General features: G+C 65.9%; 17 protein-coding genes. 10 read left to right on the top strand and 7 right to left on the bottom strand.

From position 1 onward, the window contains the following. Nucleotides 1–1,212 carry an ROK family transcriptional regulator gene (locus tag AU175_RS07590; RefSeq protein ID WP_066287157.1) on the bottom strand — a complete coding sequence of 404 codons (1,212 nt, stop codon included), beginning with the start codon at nt 1,210–1,212 and terminating at the stop codon, nt 1–3. Nucleotides 1,213–1,346: 134 nt separating this feature from the next. On the opposite strand from AU175_RS07590, the gene AU175_RS07595 reads away from it, so the two are divergent. The 5 genes from AU175_RS07595 (at nt 1,347) to AU175_RS07615 (ending at nt 6,076) form a co-directional block, all read left to right on the top strand. Then, nucleotides 1,347–2,120: a sugar phosphate isomerase/epimerase family protein gene (locus AU175_RS07595; RefSeq protein ID WP_066287159.1), complete on the top strand. Its 774-nt coding sequence runs from the start codon at nt 1,347–1,349 to the stop codon at nt 2,118–2,120. Beyond that, complete coding sequence (locus tag AU175_RS07600; RefSeq protein ID WP_066287160.1) at nt 2,117–3,262, top strand: Gfo/Idh/MocA family protein; 1,146 nt, start codon at nt 2,117–2,119, stop codon at nt 3,260–3,262. Before AU175_RS07595 ends, AU175_RS07600 begins: the two co-directional genes overlap by 4 nt. A gap of 2 nt (nt 3,263–3,264) precedes the next feature. Then, entirely contained in the window at nt 3,265–4,449 is a 1,185-nt protein-coding gene (locus tag AU175_RS07605; RefSeq protein WP_066287161.1) for a Gfo/Idh/MocA family protein, read from the top strand. 1 nt (nt 4,450) lies between these two features. After that, nucleotides 4,451–5,446, top strand: coding sequence for a sugar phosphate isomerase/epimerase family protein (locus tag AU175_RS07610; protein ID WP_066287163.1), 996 nt, complete (start codon nt 4,451–4,453; stop codon nt 5,444–5,446). A gap of 96 nt (nt 5,447–5,542) precedes the next feature. After that, entirely contained in the window at nt 5,543–6,076 is a 534-nt protein-coding gene (locus tag AU175_RS07615; RefSeq protein WP_066287165.1) for a GNAT family N-acetyltransferase, read from the top strand. Here AU175_RS07615 and AU175_RS07620 read toward each other — a convergent pair. Next, nucleotides 6,017–7,120 carry a glycosyltransferase family 4 protein gene (locus AU175_RS07620; protein ID WP_082979052.1) on the bottom strand — a complete coding sequence of 368 codons (1,104 nt, stop codon included), beginning with the start codon at nt 7,118–7,120 and terminating at the stop codon, nt 6,017–6,019. The genes AU175_RS07615 and AU175_RS07620 overlap by 60 nt on opposite strands. A gap of 189 nt (nt 7,121–7,309) precedes the next feature. On the opposite strand from AU175_RS07620, the gene AU175_RS07625 reads away from it, so the two are divergent. Then, on the top strand, nt 7,310–8,008 hold the full coding sequence (locus tag AU175_RS07625; RefSeq protein WP_066290757.1) for a DsbA family oxidoreductase: 699 nt from the start codon (nt 7,310–7,312) through the stop codon (nt 8,006–8,008). 128 nt (nt 8,009–8,136) lie between these two features. Then, on the top strand, nt 8,137–8,787 hold the full coding sequence (locus tag AU175_RS07630) for a TetR/AcrR family transcriptional regulator (protein ID WP_066287166.1): 651 nt from the start codon (nt 8,137–8,139) through the stop codon (nt 8,785–8,787). A gap of 39 nt (nt 8,788–8,826) precedes the next feature. Here the strand turns inward: AU175_RS07630 and AU175_RS07635 are convergent, their stop codons facing one another. Then, nucleotides 8,827–9,498 carry a LytR C-terminal domain-containing protein gene (locus AU175_RS07635; protein WP_066287169.1) on the bottom strand — a complete coding sequence of 224 codons (672 nt, stop codon included), beginning with the start codon at nt 9,496–9,498 and terminating at the stop codon, nt 8,827–8,829. Continuing rightward, nucleotides 9,491–9,790, bottom strand: coding sequence for a type II toxin-antitoxin system VapB family antitoxin (locus AU175_RS07640; protein WP_197497139.1), 300 nt, complete (start codon nt 9,788–9,790; stop codon nt 9,491–9,493). The genes AU175_RS07635 and AU175_RS07640 overlap by 8 nt, the downstream gene beginning before the upstream one ends. 146 nt (nt 9,791–9,936) lie before the next feature. Between AU175_RS07640 and AU175_RS07645 the strand changes: the two genes are divergently transcribed. Both AU175_RS07645 and AU175_RS07650 read left to right on the top strand, forming a co-directional pair. Beyond that, nucleotides 9,937–10,866, top strand: coding sequence for a hypothetical protein (locus AU175_RS07645; RefSeq protein ID WP_066287172.1), 930 nt, complete (start codon nt 9,937–9,939; stop codon nt 10,864–10,866). 290 nt (nt 10,867–11,156) lie between these two features. Further along, the gene (locus tag AU175_RS07650) at nt 11,157–12,572 is read left to right on the top strand and encodes a stealth family protein (RefSeq protein ID WP_066290758.1); all 1,416 of its coding nucleotides are present in this window, start codon (nt 11,157–11,159) and stop codon (nt 12,570–12,572) included. 29 nt (nt 12,573–12,601) lie between these two features. Here AU175_RS07650 and AU175_RS07655 read toward each other — a convergent pair whose 3' ends face one another. From AU175_RS07655 to AU175_RS07665, 3 genes are all read right to left on the bottom strand, one after another. Beyond that, nucleotides 12,602–13,531, bottom strand: coding sequence for a phosphodiesterase (locus AU175_RS07655; protein ID WP_066287173.1), 930 nt, complete (start codon nt 13,529–13,531; stop codon nt 12,602–12,604). Nucleotides 13,532–13,654: 123 nt separating this feature from the next. Beyond that, nucleotides 13,655–14,182, bottom strand: coding sequence for a glutathione peroxidase (locus AU175_RS07660; RefSeq protein WP_066290764.1), 528 nt, complete (start codon nt 14,180–14,182; stop codon nt 13,655–13,657). Nucleotides 14,183–14,243: 61 nt separating this feature from the next. Then, a complete protein-coding gene (locus tag AU175_RS07665) occupies nt 14,244–15,725 on the bottom strand; it encodes a M23 family metallopeptidase (RefSeq protein WP_082979053.1) in 1,482 nt (493 codons plus the stop codon). A 167-nt stretch (nt 15,726–15,892) separates the two neighbouring features. Between AU175_RS07665 and AU175_RS07670 the strand changes: the two genes are divergently transcribed. After that, nucleotides 15,893–16,810: an oxygenase MpaB family protein gene (locus AU175_RS07670; RefSeq protein WP_066287176.1), complete on the top strand. Its 918-nt coding sequence runs from the start codon at nt 15,893–15,895 to the stop codon at nt 16,808–16,810. Nucleotides 16,811–16,836 lie beyond the last annotated feature (26 nt).

Below are 16,836 nucleotides of genomic sequence, written 5' to 3' on the forward strand. Positions count from 1 at the left end.
CTAGCCGGCGGCCTGGAGGGTGGCCTCAATCGCTGCAGGCGACAGCACAAACTGGGTGACCAAGTGGCTGGCGCCGAGGATCGCGGCCTGGTCTCCGGCCGTCGATTGCGCTATCCGCAGGTGTGAAGTGGCCAGCGGCAGGGACCGCCTGTAGACCACCTCGCGGACGCCGGCCATCAGGTGTTCGCCTGCCTGGCCCAGGCTCCCGCCGATGACGATGACCGAAGGGTTGAGCAGGTTCACCACGGTGGCCAGAACGTCGCCCACGTCCCGGCCAGCCTGGCGCAGGACCTGGACAGCCTGCAGGTTGCCGCCGGCGACCAGCCGCAGCACGTCGCTGCCCTTTGACGCCGGCACCCCCTGACGGGTGAGTTCCGCGGCGAGGGCCGGTCCGGAGGCGAGCGCCTCCAGGCAGCCGTAGTTCCCGCACCGGCACAGCACATCGTCGCCGCGCGGGACCCGGACGTGGCCCAGGTCGCCCGCCGTCCCGTTGGCACCGCGCTGCAATTCGCCGTTGCTGATGATGCCTGAGCCGATGCCGGTGGCAACCTTGATGAACAGGAAATTCTCGTGCTCGGGCCAGTGCGCCGTCCGCTCCCCCAGCGCCATGATGTTGACGTCGTTGTCCACCAGCACGGGCACGGGCAGCGAGCGCTGGACGTGAGTGACGACGTCGAACCCGTCCCAACCCGGCATGATGGGCGGCTTAACGGGCCTGCCGGTGGCATGTTCCACGGGGCCCGGAAGGCCGATTCCCACCCCGGCAAGATCCAGCGGGCCCCGCCCGGCCTGCTTCAGCAGCGCGAGTCCTTCCTTGACGACCCTGCCCAGCACCGGCTCGGGACCGTCGGCCACATCCTGCGCCAGCCGCTGCTCCGCCAGGACCCGTCCGCCGAGGTCGGTCACGGCAACAATCACGTGTGTGGCGCCGACGTCGACGGCCAGGACGGCGCGTGCCGCCGGGTTGAAGGCAAAGCGCGACGGCGGCCTGCCGCCGCTTGAGTTCGCCTCCCCCGCCGCTCCCACGAGGCCCGACGCGATCAGTGCGTCGATGCGGGAAGCGACGGTGGAACGAGCGAGGCCGGTTGTCAGGGCCAGCTCCGCGCGGGTCCGCGCCTTGCCGTCCCGCAGGAGCTGGAAGAGGTCACCGGCACGCGCCAGGTTGCCGCCGCCGTCAGGGTTGGCGGACACAGTTCCGGGGGTGAGGCTCATAGTTCATGAATAACACACCGTTCTTCTGCATGTCACGCCAAAAAAAGATTATCGCCAAACATCCTACTTTTGCTTGACGGTCGACAAAAGTGGTCCTAGCTTTAGGGGGGACCCGTCTTTCGTCAGGAGAACCCATGAACTATTCGATCCAGCTCTATACCCTGCGCAATGCGATGCAGGAGGATCTGCCCGGCACCATCCGCAGAGTTGCGGACATCGGCTTTACCCAGGTGGAGCCTTACAACTTCGTGGCCACCGCCAAAGAGCTCGGCGCTGCGCTGAAGGAGAACGGCCTGACCGCCCCATCCGGGCACGCACCGCTGCTCAGCCAGGACCAGGACCAGATTTTTACCGCCGCCAAGGAACTGGGGATCACCACGGTAATCGATCCCTTCATCGCGGCCGACCGCTGGCAGTCGGCCGAGGACGTCCAGGCAACCGCGGCCGGGCTCAACGCCGCAGCCAAGAAGGGCGCCGATTACGGGATCCGCGTGGGCTACCACAACCACCAGTGGGAGCTGGAGTCCATCATCGAGGGCCGCACCGCGCTGGAGTACTTCGCGGACCTGCTGGACCCCGAACTTGTCCTCGAGGTGGACACCTACTGGGTGGCTGTCGGCGGTCAGGACCCCGTGGAGATTCTCGCCCGTCTCGGGGACCGCGTGAAGCTGATCCACATCAAGGACGGCCCGCTGAACACGGACACCAAGGCACAACTGCCGGCAGGCAAGGGCAAAGTGGCGGTCCTGGACGTGATCGCGGCCGCGAAGTCCCTCGAAGTCGGAGTGGTGGAGTTCGACGACTACGCCGGAGACATCTTCGAAGGCATCGCCGAGAGCCTCGCCTACCTGAACGCGGCCGGATCCAACACGGCAGAATCCAACACCGCCGAAGGCGCAAAGGCATGAGCGGCGCAGCAGGCACAGGCGAGGCACCCACGGGCCGCGGCCCGGTCGGCGTCGCCGTCATCGGCGCAGGCAACATCTCCAAGGCATACCTGGACAACCTCACGATCTTCCCGGACCTCAAGGTCCACGTCATCGCCGACCTTTTCGAGGCGGCCGCCGAAGCCCGCGCCAAGGAATACGGCATCGCCGAGTGGGGCGGGGTGGACGCGGCACTGAACCATCCCGACGTCGAAATCATCGTCAACCTGACCATCCCGGCAGCCCACGTCGAGGTGGCCACGGCCGCCGTCAACGCCGGCAAGCACGTCTGGACGGAGAAGCCCTTCTCCCTGGACCGCGACTCCGGACTCGGCCTGCTCAAGACCGCCGACGCCGCCGGGATCCGCCTGGGCTGCGCGCCGGACACGTTCCTGGGCGCGGGCCTGCAGACCGCACGGCGACTCATTGAACGCGGCGACATCGGCACCCCGTTGACTGCCATGACCACCTTCCAGACCCCCGGCCCGGAATCCTGGCACCCCAACCCGGCGTTCCTCTTCCAGCAAGGCGCCGGACCCCTCTTCGACATGGGCCCGTACTACCTCACGGCCCTGGTCCAGACCTTCGGCTCCATCCGGAAGGTCGCCGCCGTCGGGTCCAAAGCCAAGGACGTCCGCGTCATCGGCTCCGGACCCAAGGCCGGCGAGGAGTTCACCGTCGAGGTGCCCACCCACGTCTCCGCCATGGCCCAGTTCGAAAGCGGCGCCTCGTCCCACAGCGTCTTCTCCTTCGAGTCTCCGCGTGCCCGGATGGGATTCGTGGAGATCACCGGAACCGAGGCCACCCTCTCGCTCCCGGACCCCAACAATTTTGACGGCGACCTGAAGCTGTGGCGGGCAGGCGACCAGGACTGGACCACCATCCCGGCAACCGGCCCCGTCAACGGCCGCGGCATGGGCGTCCTGGACATGGCCCGCTCCCTCCGCACCGGCGTCCCCCACCGCGCCACCGGCAACCTCGCCTACCACGTCCTGGACAGCATGGTCTCAATCACCGAATCCATGGAAACCGGCACCTTTGTGGACGTCGCCAGTTCCGCCCCCGCATCCCCAGCCCTCCCGGAAGACTGGGCACCCGAAACCGCAACACTCCAGGACGTGTGATCATGACCTCCCCAACCAACAAGCAGCGTCCATTGGGTGTCGCGATGATCGGCTACGCCTTTATGGGCAAGGCCCACTCCAACGCGTGGCGGAATGTGGCCAGCTTCTTCGACGTGCCCGCCTTTGAGCAGAAGGTCCTGGTGGGCCGCGACGCCGCCGGGGTCCAGGAAGCCGCCGGGAAGTACGGCTGGGCGGAGACGGCCACGGACTGGCGCACTGTCCTGGAGCGGGATGACATCCATATCGTGGATATCTGTGCGCCGGGCTGGATGCACGCCGAGATCGCCACTGCCTCCCTCGAAGCCGGCAAGCACGTGCTGCTGGAGAAGCCGCTGGCCAACACCCTGGCCGAGGCCGAGGCCATGACCAAAGCGGCGCAGGCGGCCCGGGCCAGGGGTGTCCAGTCGATGGTGGGGTTCAACTACCGCCGCGTCCCGGCCCTGGCTCTCGCCAGGGAACTCATCGCCGAAGGCCGGGTGGGAACCGTCCGGCACGTCCGCGCCGCATACCTCCAGGACTGGCTGGCCGACGAAACAGCACCCATGACCTGGAGGCTGAAAAAGGAAACCGCCGGGTCCGGGGCGCTCGGGGATATCGCCTCGCACGCAATCGACCAGGTCCTGTTCCTGCTCGCGGACCGGGTCACCGAGGTGTCCGGCCGGGTACACACCTTCACCACGCGCCGCCCCGGCGCGGCCGGGCTGGAGGAGGTAACGGTCGACGACGCGGCCTGGGCCACGCTGTCACTCGCCTCTGGTGCAATCGCCTCAGTGGAAGCCTCCCGGGTGGCCACCGGCCGGAAGAACTCCCTGCAGCTGGAGATTTACGGCGACAAGGGATCCATCCTCTTCGACCTGGAAAACCTGAACGAGCTCCGTTTCCTGGATGCCACGGCTCCGGCCCGTGAACAGGGTTACCGCCGGATCCTGGTCAGCGAACCCGACCACCCGTACCTTGACGCGTGGTGGCCGCAAGGCCACATCATCGGCTGGGAGCACACCTTCACGCACGAGATCCGCGACTTCCTGCTCGCGGTCGACGGCGGGACCCCGCCCACGCCGTCGTTCGAGGACGGCCTGGAAGTCCAACGGATCCTGAACGCCATCGAGGAATCCGCCGCCGAGCGTAGCTCCACGATCCATCTCCAAGGCAGCACCACCCCCGTCACCGTCCCAGAAGGAGCCTGACATGCCCCGCCCCTTTACCCTGTTCACCGGCCAGTGGGCCGACCTTCCGTTCGAGGAAGTCGCGCGCCTGGCGTCCGGCTGGGGCTACGACGGCCTGGAAATCGCCGTCTCCGGGGACCACCTGGACGCCTGGCGCTGGGACGAACCCGGCTACGTCGAATCCAAACTCGCTGTCCTGGACAAGTACAACCTCAAGGTCTGGGCCATCTCCAACCACCTCAAAGGCCAGGCCGTCTGCGATGACCCCATCGACTTCCGCCACGAAGCGATCGTCGGGGCGAAGGTCTGGGGCGACGGCGACCCGGAAGGTGTCCGGCAGCGTGCCGCCGAGGAAATGAAACACACCGCCCGGCTCGCCAAGGCACTGGGCGTGGACACCGTCGTCGGCTTCACCGGCTCCTCCATCTGGCAATACGTCGCCATGTTCCCGCCCGTCCCGGAAAAAGTCATCGACGCCGGCTACCAGGACTTCGCCGACCGCTGGAACCCCATCCTGGACGTCTTCGACGAATGCGGCGTCCGCTTCGCCCACGAAGTCCACCCCTCTGAGATCGCCTACGACTACTGGACCACCGTGCGCACCCTCGAAGCGATCGGCCACCGGCCCGCGTTCGGCCTGAACTGGGACCCCTCCCACATGATGTGGCAGGGCATCGACCCCGTCTCCTTCATCTGGGACTTCAAGGACCGGATCTACCACGTGGACTGCAAGGACACCAAGCTCCGCCCCACCGGCCGGAACACCGTCCTGGGCTCCCACCTGGCGTGGGGCGACCCCCGCCGGGGCTGGGACTTCGTCTCCGCCGGCCGCGGCGACGTGCCGTGGGAATCCTCCTTCCGCGCCCTTGCCGCGATCGGCTACGACGGCCCCATCTCGGTCGAATGGGAAGACGCGGGAATGGACCGGCTCCACGGCGCCCCCGAAGCCCTCGCAGCCCTGAAGAAGTTCGACTTCCCCGCCTCTAACACCTCCTTCGACGCAGCCTTCAAGCAGTAGCCCCTAGGAGTTTTTGTCCAGATAACGCGAGCAAAAGTGCCTTTTGGGGACGTTATCTGGACAAAAACTCGGGAGCGAGGCACATAAGATCCCTGCATGACCTCAGCCATACGAAGAGCAACAGCGGACGACGCCGGCCCGCTCGCCGCGCTGGCGGCAGTCACCTTCCCGCTGGCGTGCCCGCCGTCGTCGTCTTCGGAGGACATTGCGGCGCACCTGGCCAACACGCTCAGCGAAAGGCACTTCCAGGACTACCTGGCCGACCCTGACGTCACGGTCCTGGTGATTGACGCAGACGGTGCCCTCCGCGGCTATAGCCTGCTGGTGAACCGGCCGGCCCAGGACCCTGAGGTTGCCTCGGCGTTGACGCTGGTGCCCTCGGTGGAGCTGAGCAAGTGCTACGTCCATCCGGACCATCATGGGCTGCGCGCCGCGGCGGAACTGATGCACGCCAGCCTGCAGGCGGCCGCGGCGGCCGGCGGGTCCGGCGTCTGGCTGGGCGTGAACAGCCAGAACGCACGTGCCATCCGTTTCTACGGGAAATCGGGCTTCCGGAAGGTTGGCTCCAAGTCATTCAGGCTGGGAGCCACCGTGGAACACGACTTCGTGCTGGAACGCGCTGTTCCCTGAGCGCCCGTCGCTGCCGCTCGCCGCAGTGTGACCCGTTTCCAGCAGTTTTGCGTAGAGGTCCAGGTGTTTGGTGACCATTCGTTCGGTGCTGAACAGCTGGAACGCCCGGTCCCTGCAGTGCGACCTGTCCAGCGCTGCGGCGAGGGGAAGGAAACTGTGCAGCTGTTCGGTCGGGCCCAGGTAGCCGGTTTTTCCGTGGTCCACGATCTCCGGTGCGGAGCCGATGGGGGTTCCCACCACCGGAGTGCCTGTCGCAAGGGACTCAATCATCACCAGTCCGAAGGGTTCGGACCATTGGATGGGGTTTAGGAACGCCATCGCTTCACCCATGAGGCGGTACTTGTCTGTGTCCCCCAGCTCGCCCAGGAATTCCTCGTTGGACCCAAGAATCGGCTCGATGACGGCGCGGAAATACGCTACCTCGTCCGGTTCGCGCATCTTGGCAGCGATGCGCAGCGGGATGCCTGCCCTGCGCGCGATGTGGATTGCCTCAAGGACACCCTTGTCCGCGCATATCCTGCCGACAAAGCAGGCATAGCCGCCTTTTCCTGAACCGACAGGCACGGCAGCGACGTCCATTCCATGGTGGATGACCCGTGTAACCGGGACATCGGGCACGTGGGACGTCTGGTCGCGCGATATTCCGATGATGGCGGTGTCGGCAGCCATGGCACGGTACACGTCAGCCGAAGCCGGAACGAGCGGGCCGTGGATGGTCGTCACCACAGGAACGCCGGCAGGCCTCCGGGCAACCAGCGGGCCTGCCAGGGTGTGGTCGTGGATGATGTCCACGCCACCCAGGCCTTCATAGGCCCTGAGGACGTGGCTGAGTTCTGAGAGCGTGAACCCGAGTTCGGCCCGTTGTGACGGCCTCATGCCTGGTACCAAAGGTGCGGGACACGTACTGTCCGACGCTGCGGCCAACAACACATCATGCCCTGCGGCGATGAATCCCCGGGCAAGCGAGTCAACAACCCGCTCTATGCCCCCGTAGCCAACGGGTGGGATTGGAATCCATGGTGTTACAACTAGTCCTATTCGCATGCTTGTGCCTCCGGGAGGATGGCAGGGCCAGATTCCCCCAAGCTGGCAACTGGGCTTGTTCTGTGAGGCTACTGCTTAACCTGTTGTACCGACTATCGCCCCGTGCGGTTCCCATTTCAAGACCCCGGTGTGACAAATCCGACACTGCCCTCGGGGAATGGCCTATGGACGGCCAGGGTTGTGGCAGGCATGGAGATTGAGATCTGGTCAGACGTCGCGTGCCCGTGGTGCTACATCGGCAAGCGCCGGTTCGAAGCCGCCCTGGCAGAGTTCCCGCACCGTGATTCCGTCGAGGTGAAGTGGCGCAGCTACCAACTGGATCCCGGTCTTCCCGAGCATTATGAGGGCACCGAGCTCGACTACCTGAGCACCCGCAAAGGCCTGGCTCCGCAGCAGGTCTCCGAGATGTTCGAACACGTTGCCACGCTGGCCTTGGGCGAGGGGCTGGAGTACCGCTTCGACAAAGTGGTTGTGGCCAACAGCTTCACCGCCCACCGACTGATCCACCTTGCCGCGGCGCATGGAAAGCAGGACGCGGCGAAGGAGCGGCTGCTCAGTGACCACTTCGAGCATGGCAAAGACATCGGCAGCCGGGGATACCTTACTGCCTTGGGCCAGGACCTGGGCCTGGACGCCCCCGAGGTTGAGGAACTGTTTTCCACCGACAAGTATGCCGATGACGTCCGCTTCGACTTCGAGGAAGCGCGCGCCCTGGGCATCAGTGGTGTCCCGTTCTTCGTGATCGACCGGAAGTTCGGACTGTCGGGAGCCCAGTCGCCCGAAACGTTTGCTGCGGCCCTTGATCAGGCCTGGCAGGACGCCCACCCGCTGGTGCTCGTTGATGCCGCCGACGGCCAGGCGTGCGGCCCGGACGGCTGCGCTGTCTGATCTGGACTGAACCACCCTGCGCGAACGTACAGTTAAGGCCCCATCCGCGTCGTGATTTCTGGGCCTCAACTGTACGTTCGCGCCGTGTTGGCGGGATTTTTAGTGACACATCGCGATAAAGTGTCTGCATGCCCAGGATTTCGGCGGCCAGCAATGCCGCGCAACGCGCAGAGACGCAGCGCCGTGTCCTCACGGCCTTCGGGGAGCTGCTGTTCACCCATGGCCTGCCCGGCCTGACCATGACGGACGTAGCCCGGCACGCCGGCGTGGGCCGCACGGCTGTTTACAACTACTACGCCGACATTGAAGAACTCCTCATCTCCTACGCCCTGGACGAGACCGAACGGTTCCTTGCCGAACTGCGGGAGTCACTGGGCAGGCTGGAGAACCCGGTGGACCGGCTGGCCCTGTACGTGCGCGCCCAGGTGGAGGACCTCAGCCGGCGCCACCTGCCGCCGGGACCTGCGATGGCGGCGGTGCTGTCGCCGTCGTCCTTTGCCAAACTGGCGGACCACGTGGGTGAGCTCAGCGTCCTGCTGCAGGGAATCCTCCGTGACGGCATGGAGCAGGGCTACCTGCCGGCAGCGGACATCCGGCAGGAGGCACAGCTGATCCACGGCACACTGTCTTCCAGCGCGGCCCGCGGAAGTGATGAGCCGGCGGAGCTGGAGGCGCGGATTTCCCGCACGGTGCGTTTCATCCAGCTCGGTGCCGGGGCAAGGTTCGACGACGCCGGCCGGCCCGTGCGCGTCAGCCCCCTCCCTGCGGTGGCCGGCTGAGTTGCGCCACCGCGGTTGCCGACAGGCCAGGGAGGGTTGTCAGGGGGTGGCGCCCGCCGTCGGAATGACCGGCCATTTGTCGTCGTCGGCGATCCGCCGGCTTTCCCGCGGGCAGCTGAGCTGGCCGGGGGTCTGGTCCACGAGCTCCGGCGCGGTGAGTGCCTCGTAGTCTCCGGCCAGGATCACGTCCACACTGGCGTCCGTCCGGCCGTCCTGGAAGTAGTCCGAACCCGGCAGGTTCCGCTGGACGCTGAAGGCAGCGGACTGGCCGGCCGCCCCGGACACCACAGCCGCAACTCCCCGGTAGCCGGCGTCGGTGTTGGCCACGGCACCCACCACGAACTTCCGGGCGAGGAACTCGTCCGCCACCGACCGGGCCAGGCCCGGCCTGCTGGTGGAGTTGTAGACGTTGAGGTTGATCTGGTCGTTGGGCTTGTAGTCAAAGGTGGCCGCGGGACAGACGGCTGCGGGTTCGTCGCCGGCCTCCGTCGTCGGAAGCTTGAGCCGGCCGTCCATGATCGCCAGCGCGGTGATGACCGCCGCCACGATCAGGCCCAGCAGCAGCACCAGAACCACACCGTGCACCACGCGGCGGCGCAGCCGGATAGGGTTGTCCGGCTCGCCTGCAGCTTCGAACGTGGCCCGCAGTTCGGGGCCGGTAACAACGTGGTGGCCGTGCAGGACGTTGGCGTCCTTGGGTTTCCTAGCCATCTATGACCAGCACGCGGGCGTGGATGGCGGTGCGCTGGTGCAGCGCGGTGCGGACGGCGCGGTGCAGTCCGTCCTCCAGGTAGAGGGTGCCCTGGTACTGCACGACGTGCGGGAAAAGGTCGCCGAAGAACGTGGAGTCCTCCGCCAGGAGGGCTTCCAGGTCCAGGGTCCGCTTGGTGGTCACCAGTTCGTCGAGGCGCACGGGACGGGGCGGGAGCGAGGCCCATTCCTTGGGCGTGTTGAATCCATGGTCGGGGTAAGGGCGACCCTCGCCCACAGCTTTGAATATCACCATGCCACCCTAGGCACCTCTGCAGCACATGAGAAGTGCCTCACCGGCACCATTGGAAGGTTGTAGCCAAACAGTGACCATCTGTCACATGCGGGGAACTTCAGCGGCCGTCGTGGGCCCGGCTGCCCGGCTGACACAATGGAGGCATGACTGCGACTGAATCCCCTGCCGGCACCACGCCCGGCGTCCGCCTGCCGTCCGCTCCGCCCCTGGCCCTGCTGCTCGACGTCGACGGTCCGGTGGCCAGCCCCGTCAGCCGGGACGTGCAGCCCGGGATCATCGCCGACCTGGTTGCGCTGGCCACCGCGGGGATTCCCGTCATTTTCAACACCGGCCGCTCGGACACGTTCATCCGGGAACAGGTGATGGGACCGATGATTACCGCCGGAATACCCGCCGGAACCATCATCCACGCCATCTGCGAGAAGGGCGCCGTCTGGTTCAGCTATACCGCCGCGGGCCCGGGACCCATCCATGTGGACCATGAGCTTGCCGTGCCCGCCGCCTACGGCGACGACGTCCGCCGGCTGGTGGCCGAGGACTACTCCGCGCACATGTTCTTCGACGAGACCAAACGGGCCATGGTGTCCGTGGAGCAGCACATCGAAGTGGCCAACACCGACTACCTGGCCGAGCAGAAGCTCTTCGACGCCGACGCCATGGGACTGATGGCCCGCCACGGCCTGGGCGTGGTCCGGCTGGACCACCACGCACCGAATTCCGACGACGAGGTGGACTACCGAGTTGACCCCACCATCATTTCCACGGACATCGAGTCGGTGCGGCTCGGCAAGGACCTTGGCGCAAGCCGCGCGGTTGAACTCCTGGCCGCCCAAGGCATCACCCCGCAGGCCTGGCGGACGGTGGGGGATTCCCGCACTGACTATGCCATGGCAGACTGGCTGCACCACAACGATCACGCCGTGAAGCATGTGGACGTCCGCCCTGCGGACGGCGTTCCGCAGAAACCCTACCCCGTCCTGACGGCGGTGGACCTGGGGCTGGGAGAAGACGTGATCCACGACGACGCCGGCGCAGCCTTCCTGCGCAGCTGGCGCGAAGCGCTCGAAAACTGAGCCGCTGCCGGGCCTGCCAAAGCTTGATGCGCCCGGGTCGAAACCTGCCGTTTCACTGGCAGGGTTATTATGCAAGTTAGAACGCTTACCACTTAGCTGCGGAGAAAACCATTACAGAAACACCGGTTCAGGATGAAATCTATTACGGCGGCCAGGCGTCCGTAGAAACAGGTGCCCATCCGGAGGTGACGTCGCCTGCCGCTGAGGCGCGCCTCAAGCACCGTCCCGACGTCGTACGGCACAAGGGCAGGTATGCCCTGATCAACCACAACCGGACGCCCTACCAGGCGATGGTGGAGGACCTGCTGTTCCTGCGCAACGTGCTGGCCGGCGCCGGGCTGGACTACCTCCTGGTCCGCGGCAACAGTGACCGCCCCGTCATTGCACTGGACTGGAAGGACCGGAAGAAGCTGCGCGCCGCCCTGGTGGAGGCCTGCCGCAACGAACCCGTGTATTCCATGACTGTGGATGCGAAAAAGAAGTCCTCCGTGCTGGTGGCAGACGGCGAGCTCTCCCCCAACCGCCAAGCCCGCATTTTCCGTCTTTACCGTCCCCGTGTTGAACCGGACGGCGGCTTCGAATTCGGTTCCTCGGCGGGTGTCCAGATTGAGCTGTGGAGCTTCGAACGCGACCAGTTGATCCTGCCCATCGAAAATTCCCTCACGCGCCGCACCATGCTGACGCAGGACGCCGTCCGCGGAACCGTGGAACGGTACGGGCACACCTGGCCCACCATCGAGAACATGTTCGCGGACCACGCAAGCGACATCAGCTTCGACATCGATCTGGTGTTCTCCTGGGTTGACGGCAGTTCACCGGAATACATTGCGGCCCGCCGTGCCCAGCAGCAGGGCGTGGTTCTCGGCGAAGGCGACGACCATGAAGCCCGCTTCCGGCAGATCAACGAACTCAAGTACGCCCTGCGTTCGGTCTACATGTTCGCGCCGTGGATCCGGCGCATCTTCATCGCCACCGACTCCCCTGCACCCGCATGGCTCGCCGAACACCCGTCCGTGACCATAGTCCGCAGCGAGGAGTTCTTTTCCGATCCGTCGGTACTGCCCACGCACAATTCGCAGGCGGTGGAATGCCAACTTCACAACATCGAAGGGCTCTCAGAGCACTTCCTGTACTCCAATGACGACATGTTCTTTGGCCGGCCCGTCGGTCCGGACATGTTCTTCACCCCTGGCGGCATCACCAAGTTCATCGAAGCCGAGACCCGGATCGGGCTGGGCGACAACGATGCCGAACGCAGCGGCTTCGAGAACGCCGCGCGCGTGAACCGGAAGCTGCTGTGGAACCGTTTCGGACGGATCACCACACGGCACCTTGAGCACTCCGCCGCACCCCTGCGGCGCAGTGTGGTGGCCCGGATGGAGCGGGAGTTCCCCGAAGAGTTCCGCAAGACGGCAGCCAGCCGGTTCCGCGCCGCGGACAACATCTCGGTGACGAACTCCTTCTACCACTATTACGCGCTGCTCACGGGCCGGGCCGTCACCCAGACGGCAGCCAAAGTGCGCTACGTGGACACCACCATGCGCACCGGCCTGAACTACCTGCCCAAGCTGCTGTCCAAGCGGAACGTTGACTTCTTCTGCCTGAACGACGGCAGTTTCCCGGAGGTCCCTGCCGACGAGCGGGCGCAGCTGGTGACCGATTTCCTGGAGAAGTACTACCCCATCAAGGCGCCCTGGGAGATCTGAGGCCGGCAGGGTCTAAACCGGCGGGCCCGCTAGATCCTGGATCCGAGTCCAATCTTGGCAGCCCCGGCGGTCTTTGCCTTCTCGGGGATCCGGATGCCCGCGGCGGCCAGGCGTTTGGCTGTCGCTTCCGGCGCCACGTACTCACCCACGGTGGGTGTGCTGCCGAGCGGAACCACCGAGTGGACGATCGTATGCTCGTAGACGTGGACCAGGTTGAACGCCTGGCCGCCGTCGCGGCCGCGGGTGCCGCCCACAGCAACGTTGAGGTCCTGGGTGTAGCACGTCGCAGAGGCCACTGAGACGGGAATTCCAGCGAAGCTCGCCGTGGTTGAGTAATGGAGGTGCCCGGCGAGGATGGTCCGGACGTCCGAGTTGCGGACCACGGCCTCCAGCCTTGCCTGGTCGCGCAGTTCCACCAGCACGGAGAGGTCCAGGACGGACGGGACCGGCGGGTGGTGGAGTGCCAGGATGGTGCCGTCCGGCGCGGGAGTGTCCAGCTGGCCGCTCAGCCAGTCCAGCTGGGCTTCGCTGAGCTCGCCGTGGTGATAACCGGGGACAGAGGTGTCCATGGTGATCACTCGCAGGCCATTGATGAAGTAGCTGTGATCGACGGGGTCGTCATTGGCGGGCTGGTCCAGCAGCCCTGCGCGGAAGTTGGCGCGGTTGTCGTGGTTTCCCATCGCCCAGATGACCTTTGCGCCGAGGTCTTCGCACGCCGGATCAACGATGGCGCGCAGCTTCGCGTAGGCGTCAGGGTCGCCTTTGTCAGCCAGGTCACCCGTAAAGATGACGGCCTCGGGCCGGGCACCGGACGCCCGGACCTCGTCGAAGAGCTGGATGAGCTTGGCTTCGCTGTCTATTGCGCCATATAGGGGGTCTGGACCTCCCATCAGGTGGGGGTCGCTCAGGTGGAGTAGGAAGTGGCGTGGCCGGGGATGTTCGGCCTCGATGTGCTCCATTGCTGCCTCTGTGGTCGGTGGGAAACGGCGTTTCCCTTCTACCCTTCAGTAACCTTTATCCAATCAGACAATTGGCAAATTTTGGGTAAATTGCCGCGGCCAAGTTGGAAAAAGCTAAAAGTTTTACGGTGCGGAAAGCCCGCTCGGGTTTTCCTTAACGACAGACGCCGCCAGTGCCGCTTCGATGGCATCAATGACTTCGGCGGAGTCCGGTTCCACGGAGGGGGCGAAGCGTGCCACTACGTCACCATCGCGGTTCACCAGGAACTTCTCAAAGTTCCATTTCACCAGCCCTGGCAGCACGCCGGTCCTGAACTTGGTCAGCTCCGCATACAGCGGATGCTGGTCCTTGCCCCGCACGTTTGCCTTGGCCGTGAGCGGGAAGGTCACACCGAAGTTCCGCTCGCAGAACTCGGCGATCTCGCTGTCGCTGCCGGGTTCCTGGCCGGCAAACTGGTTGCAGGGGACTCCAAGGATCTCGAAGCCGCTGTCCCGGAACTTCTCGTAGAGAGTCTCAAGTCCGGTGTACTGGGGCGTGAAACCGCACTTTGACGCCACGTTCACCACGAGGACCACTGTTCCCTTGAACCGGCCGAAGTCAGTCTCAGTGCCGTCGTTGAGGGTGAGGGGAATGTTGTGCAGGGTAGTCACAGCGCCGTCCTTGAAAGGTTGGTCATGCAGGTGATTCGTTGCCAACCATCAAGGGTACGGGTCAAATCTGGGAGTTTTCTGTTAGTGCCTTGCGGCGCGGCTCCTTCGTTGTAGACGTTGCCGCTGAGGAATCTGCAGCCGGCGGCTCTTCCGGCGTCGTGATGGACTCCTCCGTTGTAGCGGGCTCGGCCGTGGTCGGCTCCGGAGCGGTGGGCTCCGCGGTCATGTCTTGCTCCGCCGTCGTCGTGGGCTTCTCCGCGGCGGGGGACTCCTCCGTCGTGCCGGGCTCCGCGGTCATGTCTTGCTCCGCCGTCGTCGTATCTTGCTCCGCCGTCGTCGTGGGCGCCGCCGTCGTCGTGGGCTCCGCCGTCGTGGTGGGCTCCGCCGTCGTGTCTGGCTCGGTCGTGCTGGGCTCCGCCATCGGGGCGGGCTCCTCAGTCGTGCCTGGTTCGGTCGTGCCGGGCTCCGCCATCGGGGCAGGCTCCTCCGGGGCGGGCTCCGCCGTCGTGCCTGGCTCTGCCGTGGTGGGCTCCGCCGTCGTGCTGGGCTCCGCCGTCGTCGTAGGCTCCGCCGTGACCGGCTCTGTAGGCGACCCTGTCGCTGTCGGCACCCCTGTCGCTGTCGGCGACGGAGTGGCTGTTTCGACAGCTCCTGAAGCCAACCCTGTTGTCGGCGCCGGATCCGGCTGCGGCGCCTCGGTCAGTTCCTGCTCTCCGTTGAGGACGGCGTGGCTGTGGTCGTGGGCGACCGGGATGGCCCAGCGCGGCGCCGCTGTGGCCTTGCCGTCGTAATTGACCATCACTATGTCCCCCAGCTCGTCCAGCTGACGGGTGGGGAGCAGGGTCCAGTTCAGGGGGCTGGTGTGTTTTCCGTGGAGGATGGTTTCGAAATGCAGGTGGCAGCCCGTTGACCAACCAGTGGTGCCCACCCGAGCAATGACCTGGCCCACCTGCACGGAATCCCCCGTCCGGACGGCGATCGCCTCCAAGTGGTTATACGTGGTGATCAGCCCGTTGCCGTGGTCGATTTCCACCCGGTTTCCGCCGCCCCATGGATGCCACCCGGCGGCACGGACCACACCGGCGTCGGCCGAATAGACCCTCGTGCCGCAGCCTGCGGCATAGTCCTGGCCGAGGTGGAAGTCCCCTGCGGCTCCGGAAATGGGGCTGATCCGGAAGCCGAATGGCGAGCTTGACCTGAGCGCTTCCAGGGGTGACATCAGGAACCCCTCCGGCGGGCGCCTGAGGGCGGCGGAGGCGACGTTGAGCTTGGCGTGCCCATCCCTGGCAGTAGTAGTAACGATCGTTCGGCTGAACGCGACCAGGGCCCGGCTGTCAGTCTGGAAACCACCGGCGAGCAACGGAAGGCCCACGCTGCCCGCCCCGCGCGGTGCCGGAGGCGTGCCCGGTTGCACGGGCGTTCCGGGAATTCCCAGGGCAAAAAGGGACAAGGCAACAGTGGCACTCGCGGCCAGCGCGCGAACCGTGACAGCGCAGGGTCCTGCGGACTCCTTGTCGCGGCCGGATCCCCAATGATTGCCCACTCATTTACTCCCGGGTTGGCCCGTCAGACCCCAGATCTCCGGACGGACTTACCCTCTCATGGGACCACAAAGCCCTGGACCTGTGAACCCCGATTCAGCACCACTGCGGACAATATGTGGTTCTGCGCGGGTCCACTGTCCGCCAGTACCTGAGCAAGAATGGTGGTATGCGCAATTTCCTCAGGAAATGGCAGGGCGAGCTCAAACGTGTGTTCACGGGAAGCCCTGACGTGCTGCCAGGCTGGGTGCCGCGGCTGGCAGAGGGGAACGACGCCGGCTATCACCTGCCGGGCTCGGCCGTCTGGGCTGTGCACGGTTCCATGACCCCCATCGTGGCCGGGATCCGCGCCCTGCTGATGCAGGCGCTGCATCCCGCCGCGTTGACGGGAATCCTGGAACACTCCGACTTCCGCGAGGATCCCCTCCGTCGGCTGGCGCGCACCATCCAGTGGATCTTCACTGTCACGTATGGTTCCATGGCCGCCGCCGACGAGGCCTCCGCCCGGGTTCGCCGGCTGCACGAGCCCGTCCACGGAAGCTACAGCGACGTGCGCGGCACCGAACGGAGCTACTCCGCCAACGATCCGGAGGTTGCCCGCTGGGTTCACATAGCCTTCGTGGATGCCTTCCTCACGGCGCACAAGATCTGGGGAGGCGAAATCCCCGGCGGCCCGGACGCCTACGTCCATGAGTGGGCACAGGCCGGACGGCTGATGGGGGTAGAGGACCCGCCGCTCACGGAAGCCGACATGCGCAGGCAACTGGACCGTTGGTATGACAGCGGTGAGCTGCTCGCGGACAGCCGCGTTGCCGAGACCGTCGAGTTTATCCGTCACCCGCCCCTGCACCCCCTGCTGCGCCCGGGCTACCAAGTGGTGTTCGCCGGCGCCGTCTACAGCCTCGACCCGAAGTACCGCCGGATGCTGGGCCTCGAGCCGGCGCGGCTGGGCCCGTTTCCCCTCCCGGTGAAGCTGGCAACCAAGGTGACTCTCGGCGTCGTGCATCTCGCCCTTGGACGGGGGCCGGGTCCCAGCGAACAGGCAGCCCGGCGGCGGCTCCGGAGGCTAGGCCACTACGGCGCGTGATCGACGATCCGGTGAGGCGTGGGTTC

Source organism: Arthrobacter sp. B6 (assembly GCF_001663775.1).
GTDB lineage: Bacteria > Actinomycetota > Actinomycetes > Actinomycetales > Micrococcaceae > Arthrobacter.